Annotated in this window: 10 protein-coding genes; 3 read left to right on the top strand and 7 right to left on the bottom strand. The window is 41.0% G+C overall.

The window, feature by feature from the left end:
- Positions 1–20 precede the first annotated feature (20 nt).
- From KKB09_06495 to KKB09_06485, 3 genes are all read right to left on the bottom strand, one after another.
- A complete protein-coding gene (locus tag KKB09_06495) occupies positions 21–254 on the bottom strand; it encodes a hypothetical protein (protein MBU4300840.1) in 234 nt (77 codons plus the stop codon).
- Positions 255–264: 10 nt separating this feature from the next.
- Complete coding sequence (locus KKB09_06490; protein ID MBU4300839.1) at positions 265–2,427, bottom strand: hypothetical protein; 2,163 nt, start codon at positions 2,425–2,427, stop codon at positions 265–267.
- Between the two features lie 84 nt (positions 2,428–2,511).
- Positions 2,512–3,435, bottom strand: coding sequence for a MarR family transcriptional regulator (locus KKB09_06485; protein MBU4300838.1), 924 nt, complete (start codon positions 3,433–3,435; stop codon positions 2,512–2,514).
- Positions 3,436–3,517: 82 nt separating this feature from the next.
- Here KKB09_06485 and gatE point away from each other — a divergent pair, with 82 nt between their 5' ends.
- Positions 3,518–5,344 (top strand): Glu-tRNA(Gln) amidotransferase subunit GatE, encoded by a 1,827-nt coding sequence (gatE, locus tag KKB09_06480; GenBank protein ID MBU4300837.1) that lies wholly within the window; start codon positions 3,518–3,520, stop codon positions 5,342–5,344.
- 594 nt (positions 5,345–5,938) lie between these two features.
- Here gatE and KKB09_06475 read toward each other — a convergent pair.
- From KKB09_06475 to KKB09_06465, 3 genes are all read right to left on the bottom strand, one after another.
- Positions 5,939–6,481 (bottom strand): TATA-box-binding protein, encoded by a 543-nt coding sequence (locus KKB09_06475; protein MBU4300836.1) that lies wholly within the window; start codon positions 6,479–6,481, stop codon positions 5,939–5,941.
- Between the two features lie 206 nt (positions 6,482–6,687).
- A complete protein-coding gene (locus tag KKB09_06470; GenBank protein ID MBU4300835.1) occupies positions 6,688–7,434 on the bottom strand; it encodes a hypothetical protein in 747 nt (248 codons plus the stop codon).
- Positions 7,435–7,482: 48 nt separating this feature from the next.
- Complete coding sequence (locus KKB09_06465; protein MBU4300834.1) at positions 7,483–8,097, bottom strand: V-type ATP synthase subunit D; 615 nt, start codon at positions 8,095–8,097, stop codon at positions 7,483–7,485.
- 117 nt (positions 8,098–8,214) lie between these two features.
- Between KKB09_06465 and KKB09_06460 the strand changes: the two genes are divergently transcribed.
- Together KKB09_06460 and KKB09_06455 are read left to right on the top strand one after the other, a co-directional pair.
- Complete coding sequence (locus tag KKB09_06460; protein MBU4300833.1) at positions 8,215–8,784, top strand: hypothetical protein; 570 nt, start codon at positions 8,215–8,217, stop codon at positions 8,782–8,784.
- A gap of 58 nt (positions 8,785–8,842) precedes the next feature.
- Positions 8,843–9,148 (top strand): hypothetical protein, encoded by a 306-nt coding sequence (locus KKB09_06455; GenBank protein MBU4300832.1) that lies wholly within the window; start codon positions 8,843–8,845, stop codon positions 9,146–9,148.
- 27 nt (positions 9,149–9,175) lie between these two features.
- Here the strand turns inward: KKB09_06455 and KKB09_06450 are convergent, their stop codons facing one another.
- On the bottom strand, positions 9,176–15,118 hold the full coding sequence (locus tag KKB09_06450; GenBank protein ID MBU4300831.1) for a hypothetical protein: 5,943 nt from the start codon (positions 15,116–15,118) through the stop codon (positions 9,176–9,178).
- Between the last annotated feature and the right edge of the window lie 20 nt (positions 15,119–15,138).

The following is a 15,138-nucleotide window of genomic DNA, read 5'->3' as shown; positions in this document are numbered from 1 at the left end:
TTATAGTTCTTTTGGCTTGTTTATATTAGGCTTCCAAGATCGACATTTTCGTCAGCTGATGCCTGCGGTGTTTCAATAGTTAATCCCGCGCCATCATCTGCAGAAGGTATGCTTTCACTTGTACTGATGCCGCTTGGCACGGTTTGCTGAGAGCCGCTTGTTGTAGGTGTATTTGTTTCTTTATTCCCAAAGCAGCCGCTTATAGCCACTACAAGCACTAAAAATGCCAAAAACAAAACAGTTGTTTTTTTCATATCATCAACCTCATCTATTAGTTGCTGCTATTGGCCTTGTACCGGCCGGATTGGTTGCAGTAGCGGGTCTTGCACCGGTTGGTGCGGCAGTTGTCACAGTGTTTTTCTTCAGCGTTTCGAAAGCAGATTGTGCTGATTTAAGGTCATTGGCTGCGCCAGTATACTCTCTTGCCAGGTACTTTGCATTGGCGCCATTAACTATTCCTTTTATTTCCGCAAGTCTTGCTTTCTGGACAGAAACATCTAAGCCATTTCTTTCTGCAGCGGCAATTGTTTTTTCGGCATTTGCTATTATATTATATGCCTGCGTAATCGCATTGCCTATTTTCTGGCTCTGTCCGATTTGCTTTGCAAGCTCGCGCAGCTGCATATAGTCTGTTTCAAGCTCTGCCCGCAGTTTTATATGATTCTGCGCTTCGGTTTTAGTGCATTTTCCGATTCCTTCTCCTTTGCACGACTCTATTCCAGTATTCATTGCATCAATTAAAGCGCTTCTTGTGTCTTTTATTTCATCAAGTTTTGCTTGCAGTGCAGATACATCGGCTCCGTTTGATTTTTCTTTATCAAGTCGCGCCTGTATTTTTGCGTTTGTAAAGTCGAAAGCTTCAAGGTTCCTGTTCTTTTTAGCTTCTCTTGCTTCAGTTACTAATGAATCAAGATATTCTTCGTTTGCTTCAAGCGCATTGTTCAAAGCGGCTTTTGCGGCTTCTGTATTGGTTCCTATTTGCGCCCTTACATTTGTTCTGAAGTCGGCAACTGTCTTTTTCATCTGTTCAACAATAGCCCTTCCGCCGGTGTAATCTGATTTCTCTGCAGCTGCCTTGAGGCTATCCTGCTGTGCTACGAACTGGTTTTTAAGCTCGACAAGTTTTGCGGTGCTTCCGTTTATGCCTTCAACATAGCCTATAAGCGCTTCCATGCCAATCCTGTGCCTTTCCATAGGTACAAGAGCGTATTTATATAGCATCCATGCTTGTGTTGTCTTAAGCTCATCTCTTACAGCGGTTGTGGCTGAAGTTCCTGATGTTGTTGTGTCAGAAGATTCTGCTGCAGTGGCTACTGTTGTTGTCGTTACTTCAGGCATGCTTGCAACCGATGCCGGCTGGGCTTCAACAGCAACTGTTTCCCCGGTAGTTTCAGCAATGCTGATTTCAGATTGCGTGATTTCTCCTGTTTTGTATCCTTCGTTCAGTATCCATTCAACATCGGACTTTCTGAGTTCGCCCTTTTTATAAGCAGCCCTTAAGAGTTCCTTAACATCTTCTTTTGTCAGGATACCTTCCTTGTAGCTGTTAATGAACAGCCACTTAATGTCTGCTCTTGTGAGCTCTCCATGATTGTATGCTGCGGCAATTACGGTTCTTAAATCGTCTCTTGTTAATACGCCTTCTTTGTAGGAGTTCACAAGCAGCCATCTAACATCCGTTTTTGTAAGTTCGCCTTGGCTGTATGCTGCGGTTATGAGCGCTCTTAAATCATCTCGCGTGAGCTTGCCTTCTTTATAGCTGTTTACAACAAGCCATTTAAGGTCTTCTTTTGTAAGCTCGCCGTTCTTGTATGCGCGTACAATCAGCCACATTACATCATCTCTTTTAAGTTCGCCCGCTTTGTATGCTTCTATTACAAGAAACTTGATATCTTCTCTTGTCAATTCGCCGTTCTTGTAAGCCACAGTTATTATGTATCTTAGGTCATCTCGGGTAAGCTCTTTGTGGGCATATGCCTGGTTAAGAATCCATTTAAGGTCATCTCGAGTAAGCGTGTTCTCTTTGTACATGTTGGTAATGATATATCTTAGATCTTCTCTTTTCAGAACGTTGTAGCGGTAAGCTATTGTAAGGGCGTTTTTTAAGTCCTGCCTCGTAAGCGTGCCTGCGGCATATTTTTCCTCAAGCTTTGCCTTTAGAACATTTCTGGTTACAGCACCAGACGCGTATGATTTTATAGTGCCTGTCGCGTCATTTACCGCCGCGTTTGCAGTGGTAGCGTCACTCGGGGCGGATACTGTTCGAGCACCAGCCGCTGTTAGAGCAGTATTTTCGGCAAAAACATTTCCGAATAGAAATCCACTCACAACCAATATTGTAAATAAGAAAACAAACTGTTTTTTTAGTTTCATGAAATACTCTTTGTTTTCTTGTTTATATATGTCTTTTCCATACGCACAATTCATAATTTCACCTTGGGCTGTTATTTAAGCCTCTTATTTTTTTGGCGGAAACCATATAACTATCTGTTGTGGAAACCGTTGCAAAAATTAGTTTTTCAGGCGATCTCCCGGATAAATCCGGTTTATCTTGCCGGATTTCTTGCGCTCTATTATTTCTCTTGCTTCAAGCCTGCTTATAATTTTGCTTATCGCCGATTTTCTGTAATTTAGCATCTCGCGAAGTTCATTCTGCTTTATTCCAGGATGTCTTATAACTGATTCTACAATGGGCTTTTCGCTTTCGTTTAACAGGTTCAACGAGCGCACTACAAAATCTTCTTTTTTTCTGTTGATGTTTTTTTTCAGAATTTTTTGTAGGTAACGCCCCAGAACAATCATTGCCATAATTAATGCAACCGCCATGCCCATGGATTTCCAGTTAATGTGTTCTGTTTTGAATCTTGCGAGAAATACCTGCGGCTCTCCGGCAGCCAGATCAGAAATCCATTCAACAGAGATCACATCATTTATTTTTCCGATTTTTGCCTCCGGGAAAACAACTGCAAATTGCTCGGAAGAGTATAGCTTTGCGCCCTCGGGAAGTTTCAGGAGATGCTCGAAATTAGATATGTTTTGTTTTGGCGTAAATACCAACAAGTATTCGAAATAATCCCCCGTATTCTTTATAAGGCCTGTGGTTTCGAGATATATCACTATGATGCGCGGCTCGCCACTTTGCAACGGCTTTGATAACCTGAATAGGATATCTGACTTGCCGTTTTTCTCGATATTGTAATCGAGGTCGCCGTAATTGTCAGTTATTGAAACTATTTTGGAATCCAAAGGCGCGGAAATTGAGCCGCTGTTAAGTTCGCGGGCTTCATTGTTTAATATTGTTATCAGCATTTTCTGGCGAACCGCGTTATCATCAGTAATTTCCGATACAATGCCGTATGATTCTATTTTCATCGCATTGCTAGTGCTTGACATAATTACAAGCACTGCCAAAAATGCTACAATTCCTGATTTCATTGATCTTTCAACCCCTTAATAGGCGTATATTCATATTATTAATATACTTCATTAGATAAATAACTATATTTAGGCGGATATAATGGAACTTGATTACCAGAAGATGGGATTTAAATGCGGCATTGAAATACACCGCCGCCTTAAGACAAAGAAATTATTCTGCAATTGCGCGACTGATGTGGATGAAGCCTCAAAATCAGAAATAACGCGCAAGCTGCGCGCAGTGGCTGGCGAGCTTGGTAAAGTGGATGCCGCAGTAATGCACGAGCTTGGCCGCGAAAAGGAATTTATTTACAAGATCTATCCGAAATCATCATGCCTTGTGGAAATGGATGAAGAGCCGCCGCATAGCGTAAATCAGGACGCCCTCAAAATCTCGCTTCTTATATCAAAAATGTTTTCTGCAAAAATTCCACAAGAGCTTCATTTCATGCGAAAGACAGTGATTGACGGCTCAAACACTTCAGGATTCCAGAGAACCGCGATTGTCGGAATTGACGGAAATCTGGAAACATCCAAAGGGTTTGTCGGCATAGCAAATATTTCGCTTGAGGAGGAAAGCTGCCAGATTCTTGAAACTCGCGATGGGGAAACTGTTTTTGGCCTTAACCGCCTCGGAATTCCGCTTGTTGAAATCGGGACTGCGCCGGATATAAAGAGCCCTGAGCATGCAAAAGAAACCGCGGAAAAAATCGGCATGCTTCTGAAAAGCACGGGAAATGTGATGCGCGGCATAGGCACAATCAGGCAGGATGTAAATGTTTCAATAAAAGACGGCGCACGGACGGAAATAAAAGGCGCGCAGGACCTTAAAATGATTCCTGAACTTGTGAATCAGGAAGTTTTGCGCCAGACGGGGCTTTTGAATATAAAACAAAAACTCCAAGAAAGGGATTTCAAAAAACAGGAATTGTATTTTATCAACGCAACATCGGTTTTCAAGGGCTCGCAGTCAAAAATACTTGGCGGAAAAGAGATTTATGCAATAAAGCTGGAAAAAATCGCAGGACTTTTCAAGGAAAAGCTTAATGATTTTAGGACTCTTGGAAATGAAGTCGCAGGTTTCGCGCGCGCAAAAGCAAAAGTCAAAGGAATAATACATTCTGATGAAGACCTGGCAAAATACGGCATAATAAATGAATTTGTCGAGCTGCGAAAATTTCTCGGAGCAAAGGATGGTGACCTTATCGCGATTGTCGCCGCAGATAAAAATACTGCGGAAAATGCGATGAATGCAGTTCTAAATCGTGTAAATGAATTGCTTGATGGCGTTCCTAAAGAGACGCGCCGCGCCCTTGCAAATGGCGATTCGGAATTTATGCGCCCTCTTCCGGGCGCGGCAAGGATGTATCCGGAAACTGATGTCGCGCCAATTGTTGTTTTGAAATCGGAAATTCGGAAAATAAAGAGACCTGAAACGCTTGATGAAAAATTTGCGCATATCCAAAAAGAAATCGGCGGAGAGCTTGCAGGCCAGATAATTGCGTCGGATTATCTGGATATTTTTGAAAGCATCGCAGAAAAACACGAATCCGAGAAAAAAACTATCGCAATATTTTTTACAAACACGCTTCCACAATTAAAATCCCGGGAAAACATTGAGATTGAGAAAATCAGCGAAGCTATTTTTCGTGAAATCTTTGAGTTGCTTTCAAATGGGAAAATCGAAAAAAACAAAATTGCGCAGGTTGTTCTGGAATATTCGCGCACAGGAAAGCCGATTTCAGAAATAATTTCAGCAGCGCCCAAAATTTCTGCGCAGGATCTTGAAAAAATACTTGAAGAAATAATTTTGCGCGAAAAAACCGGCAAAATGAATGTCATTATCGGCGCGGCAATGAAAGAGCTTGCCGGGCGCGCAAGCGGAAAAGAGATTGCAGAGGTGCTGAAAAGAATTATTGCAAAATAATTTTTATTTTTTTCTAAAAAAATATTTGAAAAAAATTCTGAAATTTTTTCTGAAAAAAGTATTTTTAAAAAAAACTATATATACTATGGGGCATATAATAGTTACTATCTTGAAATACTTGTGTATTTTTCAAGCAATTCAAAATTATGGGGTGATAAAATGGCAGCAAAGAAGAAAGCAGTAGCAAAGGGCAAGAAAAAGAAAAAATAATCCCGAAATTTATTTTAACTCAATTTTAATCTCTCTAAATTAATTAATTTGCGAAACTCCCGGCATTTCGGGGTTTCGCTTTATATTTTTCTTATTATTTTAATTTTTTAATATCAATTCCAGCAACATACGAAGCACTGCAACAAAAAACATTCTTCTTATCCATTCGTTGCCTATTTTTGTTGAATGATGCGCGCTGATATGCGAATATATAGACATTGCCGAAAAACAGGCGGCCGACAGAATGGGATATCAAATTATTCCGGCTGGGAATCAGCGTAGAAGATAGCCTTATTAAAAACCCCCCGATTTTTTTGTGTTCGTAGTTTGATAAATGTCTATCGGGATTTTCGGATTTTATTTGCCGAAAATTGCGAATGATATTCAAAGCGCGTTAATTCCAATCAGGTTCTCACGAAGCTTTTCAATGCTTCTATTCAGTTCCTTTTGGCTTTTTCCTCCGGTGCATATCACTTTTCCGGATGTGAATAAGAGAAACACAACCCGTGGATCATCAAGCCGGTAAATCAGTCCGGGAAACTGTTCGGGATCATATTCTGTTCCTTCAAGTTCCACAGCTATTTTATTAAGATTCAATTTTGCATCCATGTTTGCTGACGCCACAATATTTTGTATTGTGATGTCTCTTACTTTTCCGATATTTACGCCAAGAGTCTGTATTGTCTGCACTAATTTATCGATTGCGCATTTTGCATCTTCGGGCGATTTTGTTCCAGTGCACACGATTTTTCCCGAGTTGAATATTAGCGCAGCAGCTTTTGGATCAGTCAGGCGCATGACGAGTCCCGGAAATTGCTCCGGCTCGTATTCAGTACCCTCAAGGCCCACAGCCAGGCGAGAAAGCGGTATTTTTGAATCAGTGCTGCAAGATGCAACTACGTTTCTTATTATTGTATTACCCCCCATTAGAATCCCTTAGAAATGATAGTCTATTATATATACACCGCTATTTAAATACTTTGATATATTTCCGACCGCTTCTTTGTTCAATCTCTGTACGTCTATTGATTTTTCATTGCAATGTGAGTATGAATGCGATGAAACTCATGCCGTTTGCTCGACAAACTTTTTGGCCACGTCGAAAGCTTGAAAATCAACTGGATTGTGATTTTTTACGCTCGCGACTTGAGGTGCATGCGCATCTTAGCCTTTAAGAAATCAATCTCATGGCTTTTTTCTGCATGAAGCAGTTTTAGCTTCAGTCTTTCCTTTTTATCGGGGTGTGATACGACAGAATCAATTCCCAAATTTGTCAGTTCCTTTATGACTGCGGCATTTTCAAGCATATTTCCGCGCGCAGAGACGTGCATTCGCATACCTTTGAAGTGCGTTATTGAATCTTCCATTACTTTAGCCACCGGATCAGGAAGTCCGTCAGGCGTTTTTTCAGAAAATAATATTCTTTTTGAGAGGGTGTCTATATCCATAAGGGCAAATGAGGCGCCTGCTTTTGAAATCGCTTCGTATGAAAGGGCCATTGCAGGGTATTCGACAAGAATTCCGAAAGGAATTTCCATGCCGAAGGAAAATCCTTGCTCAGCCGCAATAAGGCGCACGCGATAGATGTCGCTTGGATCTTTTAACCCTGAGAGCAGTATTTTAAAGTTTGAAAATCCCATGTGCGCCAGTTTATTCATTTCCTCAAGCCCATCTTTGAAGCGGCTATTTGAAATATTCAGCTCGAACCAAACCTCGGCAGGATGTGCATGTTCCGCAAGCTCGAAAGGCTTGCGCGAAAGAGCCCCTGTTGAATCAAAAACTTCTGCAACAGCGCCGTGTGTTATTGAAATATCGCCCAAGTCTGCATTGGCGGGCACTTCGAGAAGTATTTTTGTTATGGGATTGCTGGAAACTACCATAATATATATTGCTTAAGACAGTTAATAAGCGTTACTAGTATGTTGTTTTTAAGCTGACTTAAGTCTATTTTTGATTCTCTTCAGTCTGAAGATATTCTCACGTTCCATTTCTTCGAGGCGCAGCGTGACAAAAGAAGCCTCTTTCTGCATTTTTGGTATGAGTGAGAATTCGAGTGCGTTTACTCGGCGCTTTGTTTTTTCTATCTCTTGGAGAAGCTTAAGCATCGCCGTCTCTACTTCGGCAGCAGTCACTGCTTTTTCAAGAACCTGTTTGTATGTCGCTATCGCTTCATCAATCGCTATTGAGCCCCTTATATAGCTGTAAACTTGTGTTTTGGTGTTTTTTTCAGTCTTTATTTTCGGCACCACCACACCCATTATGTTTTTGCTAGAAAGCTCTATTGGGGTATAGGGGCTTACTGTCATAGCTGCTGTTTTAAGCGGAAATACACCTTCAACGGCAGATGCGACATCAACATTATGGCGGGCTTTTTTGTAAGCGTCAGTTAGCTCTTTGCGCACTGTTTTTGCCTGTTTTAGAATTTCAAAGAACTCTATGATTAATCCGTCGCGTTTTTTCTTAAGAAGATTATGGCCGCTTTTAGCAAGCTTGATTTTCTTCTTTAGCTTCATTAGTTCCGAGCGCGTCGGCTTTATTTCCATAGCATCACACTAATAGATAATTCTATAGATTTATATGTTTTCGCCACTCGATGCGAACCACAAAGAGCTGCGCCGTACGTATATAAGCGGGCGCAAATAATAGTATATTGTGTTTTTATGCTATGTAAAATGTCTGCTTTTTTCAAAGAACGCAGTAATTGCATTTTACTCTCTTTGAGTATAGTTGTATTATTTGCATCCCTGGCATATGTTTCGTATGCATCTTCGGGCCATTCGGTTGAAGTGTCTGTGGAATCTCCAACACTTGCGCCGGTCACAAGCACATCAGGCAGATATGGTGCATCGAATTTTGCAAATTCCACAGTAATTGCGGTAGTAAGCCGCGGCGGCATTTTTTACAATGTTGATTCTACAGCGACTTCAATGACAATCAGCGAAGATTTGGATTACAATAATGCGTATTTTGTTTTCACAAAAGGCAATGTTGGAACAATCTCTGATAGAATGCCTGATGTTTTGTCCGGCGTTTTTGAAACATATGTGATCCCTTCATTTGCATTTCCCTTTATTAAAAAAAATATGGTGGCTGTTGGACTTGAATATTTCGAAAAAGGAATAAATTTGACAGGAGATTATAAGCTATCTCCAGGAACCTATTCGCTTATTGTTAAAAATGAAGGGGTTCAGAACGGAAAAACCGTTGTAAGCATTAGAAGAAAGTCTTGAATTATCTGTCGCGCAATTATTTATCGATTTTTAAGCTTGTGATGCAGTATCTTATTTCATGAAGCACTATATTTTCGACATAATTGTTCTCATAATTATGTTTCTTTTTGTAAATTCAATACAGACATACTTTCACGAATCGATACATGCGGAAATCTGCGAAAGTTTCGGAGGTGCGGCGGAAATAAAGTACTCTTTTTTTATGCAGGGCGGTGAAACGACATGCACCACAAAAGAAGGAAGTGCATATCACATAATAAATGATATTGTCAGCTATACCGCAAGCATTCTTGTGATAACTGCGTTTATGGGCCTTGTATTTATAGCGATTGTTTTTGAAAAGAAGAGAATTTTGAGCAAATAACCGCATGGTTTTTGATTTGTTTGCGGCTTAAATCTTTTTGATTTGCTGCTCTATCTTAGCTCGCTTTTCATCATTTCTCTTCTTCAGCTCATTATATGCGTTCTGCGTTATTATGCCTTCTTTAAGCTCGCTTTCAAGGAGTTTTGTCATTCGGGCTATTTTTTCCTTTTCTGCAACAAGCTCTTTCTTCAATTCTTCATTTGTCGCGCTCTTTTCGGTTTTCTTCTTGAGGTATGCCTTTATGTTTTCCCATTTGAGCTTCCCGCGCGACCGTATCGTCCATAGCGCTATTGCAGCTATTAAAATAATTATTAAAAGCGCTTCAAGCCCCATAAGCCAGACATTTCGTGTTGGTTTCTGCGAGACTGATGGCTCTTCGGTTACAAGGGACTCAAGCAGGCGTTTTCCGCGCTTTATCAGGCCTGACGCTGTTTGCGTGTTAAGGAGCGCGTCATCAAATACCTTCTTTTTTGCATTGTCTTCAGCTAGTTTTATTTGGGCTCGCGCAGATGCTATAATATCCCGGATTTGCGAAATATTTCTTCCAAGCCGTTCGGAATAGTCTGTGTCTTCCTCAAGCTTTTCTACATCTATTTTAAGGTTTATAATCTCTTGATTTACGAGTTCTTCAATCGATGTGAAAATTATCAGGCGGCCGACTTTTTCAGTTGTTCTTTCAATAGATGATGCTGTGAAAACGATGTTGTATGTTCCAGACTCGGCATTATTTGGTATTTTGAATTCTATCAAAAATATTGTGCTGTTTCCGGAAGTTAGGCTTTCATAATATTTTGGAGTTATTTTGAACCATGAAGAAGGTATTCCGGATAACAAAAGCGTTATGTTTTTCAGTGTTGTGTTGCCTGTATTTTTCACTTTTACGCTTTCAAGCGATGTCCATCCTCGCACTATGTTTATTTCTTTGTTATAGCTCTCTATTTCTATGCTTGATCTTTTGCCAATTCCAGCCGCATCGGTTTCCGGAAGTTCTTCAGGCGGCAAATAAATTATTCTTTCAATAACTCCCCCACCACCCCCTCCACTTTCATAGTCATAGTCTGGCGGAGGCGGTTGTGGCGGAGGAGGAGGTATGTTTATATAATCATCAACTACTTCAAAATTGGCGCTCAAAAGTATCGGTGCCTGTACGCTGTCGTATGTCACTTTTAAGTTTAGCGTGTTCATCCCAAGAGGCTGATTGGAAAAGATGTATGCCGTTCTTATTATTGTTATATTCACGCCCACGGGCGTCAGTATGGCTTCTCCACTATAATAATATGTATTGTTTTCATAGGACGTCCAATAATCGATATAAACGTCCTGCGTGACTTCTCCCATGTTTTCCACAAGCACTTCAAAGCTAAGGTAGTCTTGCCGCGACACTTCAAGAGGCGGCAATACTGTCAGCTTTACGTCATAGGGGCCGCCTTTTGCAACTCTGAAAGGCTTTACCATCTGGCTTACAAAGCCTTCTTTTGATGCTGTGAGGATGGCGAAGTAATATCCTGAAGCAGTATTAATCGGCATAGCATACCTGTAATTATACAATCCTGCGGATGATCTGTTTGCGTTTGTAAGGCTTATGTTAAAATACAGGTTGCTCGCAGGATCATACACAAACAAAGTCATATTGTCTGGATCAGTCACATTTCCTGCATATGAGAACCACATTTCAAAGCGCATCACATTGTCAGGGTACCAGACAACAGCAGTGTCCACATATGCGGCAAGTCCGCCTCCACCGCCAGATGAACCGGATTGCAGGCTGAATGATGCATTGTTAGTTGCATTTAATATTTTGTCTGCAATCGCATCATAATATGTTGTGTATGCAGAAATGTTGTATTGCCCGACTTTAGCATCATTTGGCAAAAGGAATGTCGGGGTTGGAAGTATTTGTCCGCTTGATCCTGTTGAGAATGTTTGGAGATAAGTCAAGTTTCCTGAAGAGTCTTTTATCTTTATAGTTACATTTGCTCCGCTAAGCGCATTATCCTCAGAATCAGTTGCAGCATAATAAAGAGAACCTGTTGAGCCCTGATAATATTTTGTTGATCCCGGAAGGAATCCAATAAGCATTTTTGCATGTATTTTGAAGCTTCCATTTACATCTCCAGCAACTCCAGTATTATCCTGTGATGTGATGGATATATTATAGGTGCCGCGCAATGCTGTGCTTCCCGTGTAATTTAATGTGATGTTTGATAAATTGCCGCTCATGTTTGTCAGATTGGAGATATTCATAATTCCTGAATAATTAAAATACCATTGGCTGAAAGTTCCGTTTACGTCTATACGCGTCAGGTTATGCGTTTCAAGCGTGCCGTTTGGAAGCGTTATATTCATTTGAGTCCAGTTTATTCCGGTTGTGGAGCGGTCGGTAACATTTACCATTATCTCGACATTTTTTCTCTGCTCGGTTTCGTTCGGCAGGACGTTCACTGAAAACAACGGTATAACATAGGGTATTAAGGTTATGTTGAAGTTGCTATACTGCGGAGATGCATCCGCGTCTGTGGCGTTAATGGTATAAAAGGAATAGAAAAAATCCTTTGTGATGTTTGAGACATTATAAAGAAATACGAGCGAGTGTGTTGAATTCTTAGCCACTGTGAAATTGGTTTCATTTGCCGAAGTATAATTTATTCCGGAAGGATTGACAGTAAAGTTTATGGGTGCGTTTCCTGTGTTGGATACGGCTACAGAGCATACTGTTCCGGTGTCGGGATTTTCCGCCCTTTCGCAATGTGTCGGAGAAATGCTCCATTCGCGTCTTATAAGGACACTTACATTTATTTCAATAACCTTCCAGCCGTCATTAATCGAACTCATATTTATTGTTCCGGTATAGTTACCTGGAGAATATGCGAACGGAACAGAAACATTTACAGAGACAAGCTGTGAGCTGTTTACTCCTAAAGTTGAGATGTTTGCCGGCAAAAAGGTGAATGTAAAGTTCGAGAGTCCGGTAACATTGAACGTGATGTTTGTCAGGTTGTCATTTCCAAGCGAGTATGTTGTGAAATTGCCCGCATATGCTGTCGTATTGTCAAAGAGTATTGTTGATATGCCGCCTTCTGAAACATTTAATAGTGGATTGGATAGCACAGCAACGGTCATATTGGTGGTTGTTGAATTTATCGACAAATCGGGATTTTTCCATGTTGCCGTTATGTTGAATGTATAATTTCCCGGAGCTGTTTGATTGCTTATTGTTATGTTGAATTGATTTATGCAGAATGAATTTGTGCTGATGTTGCCGCAGTTTTCAATTGTCGAATTTGCGCTGAGATTTTGCGGAAGCGATAGGCTTATGTTTACGTCTTTTGCGCCGGTTACGCCCGTGTTACTAGTATTGATAGTTATGTTGAATGATTCGCTGTTTGAATAAGATATGTTTCGGGATGTGTAGTTTTGAGGCGTTATGTTTATCGATAGGTTTGTTGTTGAAGGCACGGCTACATTAAGCTCTATTGTTTTCCATCCATCGTTTATTGTGCTGGCATTTATTGTTCCAGTATAGTTTCCCGGCGCATAATCTGATGGAACAGTCACGTTTACTGAAACCGGCTGTGAGCTTCCGGCTGCAAGGCCGGATATGTTTTGCGGGCTGAAAGACACTGAAAAGTCCGGAATTCCGGTCACATTAAACGTAGTGTTTGTGATGTTGTCATTTCCTATAGACCATACCGTAAATGTTCCTATGGTAACCGTTTTCCCGTCAGGAGCGTTACCGGAAATATTTGCTGGAGTTATATTAATTTGAGGATTTGATAAGACGTATATGGTAACTGATGAATTTGTTGTATTTTTTGAAGTGTCCGGGTTCTCCCACACCACGCTTGTATTTAGTGTATAGTTTCCGGGCGAGGTTCCGTTGGCTATTGTTATATTGAAATCCCTCAGGCAAGAGGTTCCCATTATTACAGTTCCGCAGCTTGCGTTTGTTGCATTTGCAGTGATGTTTTGAGGCAGCGAAAGAGTCATATTCGTATATTTTGCATTTGCGCCTCCAATGTCTGTGGCATTAAGATTAATTATAAATGAATTGCCTGTTGCTCGCGTTATATTGCTTGTTGTGTGGTTTTCCGGAGTTATGTTCAGTAATAGCATTGTCTCGCTGGTTTCAGTATAGAACCATTGGGCGGCCCATCCAGTGTTGTTGAATTTTATCGCGCTGCAATTAAGAAGATATGAGCCGGTTATTGAAGGGGCTGTAAAATTCAAGAGGTATGTGCCATTGCCGTAGTCTGTTATATTTGTCAGCTCGCCGGAGCCGCTGTAGCTGCAGTTAAGCGTTGCGCCCGGAATAAACGTGTCGTATCTTTTATTTTTCACATTTAGTGTAGTGTTTATTATGCGGTCGACAAACCCGTCAGGATTGCTTATATTTATGCTTGTACTGTATTCATTTGTTACATTGAATGCTGTGATGCTTTGGTTCAGAAGAATGTCTGAAATATCATACGCGTTTATGGTGATATTCCATGTTCCAAATACGCTATCCTCGGATAAGTTGAAGTAGTTGGAGAATATAGTGTCTGATGCAGTTGCATCGCCATGTTCAGCACTTCCGTCGTCATACAAAACTATTGTTATATCGTCCGCAGAATCCGCCGTTCCCATATCAAGAGTGGCATTCATTGATGAACTGATGTTGTACGGATCGAATGTAGTATTTCCAGTAATCAGCACGCTTTCGTTTCTGTTGTGGATGGTGTAGTTTGTTTTTGATTCCAGCATAAATGTTATGTATTGCGGATTGTCTTGCGTAATTATTGGAGGGTAAAGCAGCTGGTTTCTTAACGGAAGAAGGTTTTGGTCATCGCTGTACTGGACATCATCGAATTGCATTACTGTTGTTTGTATTATGGATTCCTGCGGAGCCAGTGTTGTGCTGTTAAGATTAATCCCTATCCTGTCAAGAGCCGCATCGTAAACTGCGGAGTAATTCGCGTTGCTGCTGGAATTCACATTTATTATTCCGACACCTCTGCTGCCGTCAGAAGCGCCGTATCTGGACATCGGATTGCTTTCGTTTCCAAAAGGCGGTAGTAAGCTGTTGTCTATGAGTTCATTCACGGAAAGCGCGCCTCCGTTTGTTGAGTTTCTTGTTATGGAAGAGCCGCCGATATTTGTGAAGTTTTGAATTATCTTAAGCCATTTTGTATTTTCATAAAATACGTACGTCTTTTTCATCCATCCGGCTCCAGTTATTGCGTCGGGGTTGTTCCAAAGCATTTCATTTCCGGCTTGTTCGAGCCTCAGCATTATAGGTCCTGAAATAAACGTCGCATTGTTCCTAAAATCAAAAGAAAAATTATTTGTTCCGTTTGAATATTGTATGTATTCGATTGTTCTGTTTGAAGTTGCCTGCGTAAATATGGTTGCTGAGTTTCCTTTTGCATCATATAATCCAGAAGTATTTTCATTTCGCATCGTATCTATTTTCCATCGCAGCATGCTGTTATTCACATGCGCTTCTTTGCCATCCCATGAATAGTTGAGGTTTGTGGAAAATGACGGCGGGCTTTTCGCGCCATTTTCAATTGTGTCGAAATAAACGTAGAAATACCGGATTTCATTTGCCGCTGTTGTGCCATTCAAGAGGAATACAAGAGTTCCTGCGGCATTTGATGCTGCACTTGAGTCCGACGCGTTGTCGAACTGGTATTTCATCGGGTGCATTACGCCGCCGGTTGAGTTATGCGCGTAAATGCGTATGGAATTGTAATCGAAAGTGCCGCTTTTTCCAGTTTGTGTTATCAATGCGGTGAAATTCATATCATGTTCAATCGGCCAGTTATCTCGCGCATAATCTGTATTGTTGATTGCCAGCGCAATCCTGAAATGCCACGACGTATCGAACCAGTAAGGGTCTGTCGGCGCATTGGCAATATTGACAAGTAGAGGTGATAAAAGCAGAGCTATCGCTGCAATCATTGCAAACAAAATAACTCTTTGTTTCATTTTGAATCCCATTGAATTGT

This window comes from Nanoarchaeota archaeon, assembly GCA_018897155.1.
GTDB lineage: Archaea > EX4484-52 > EX4484-52 > EX4484-52 > LFW-46 > LFW-46.
The sequence above is the reverse complement of the archived record's forward strand: the minus strand, read 5'-3'. Positions and strand labels throughout refer to the sequence as shown.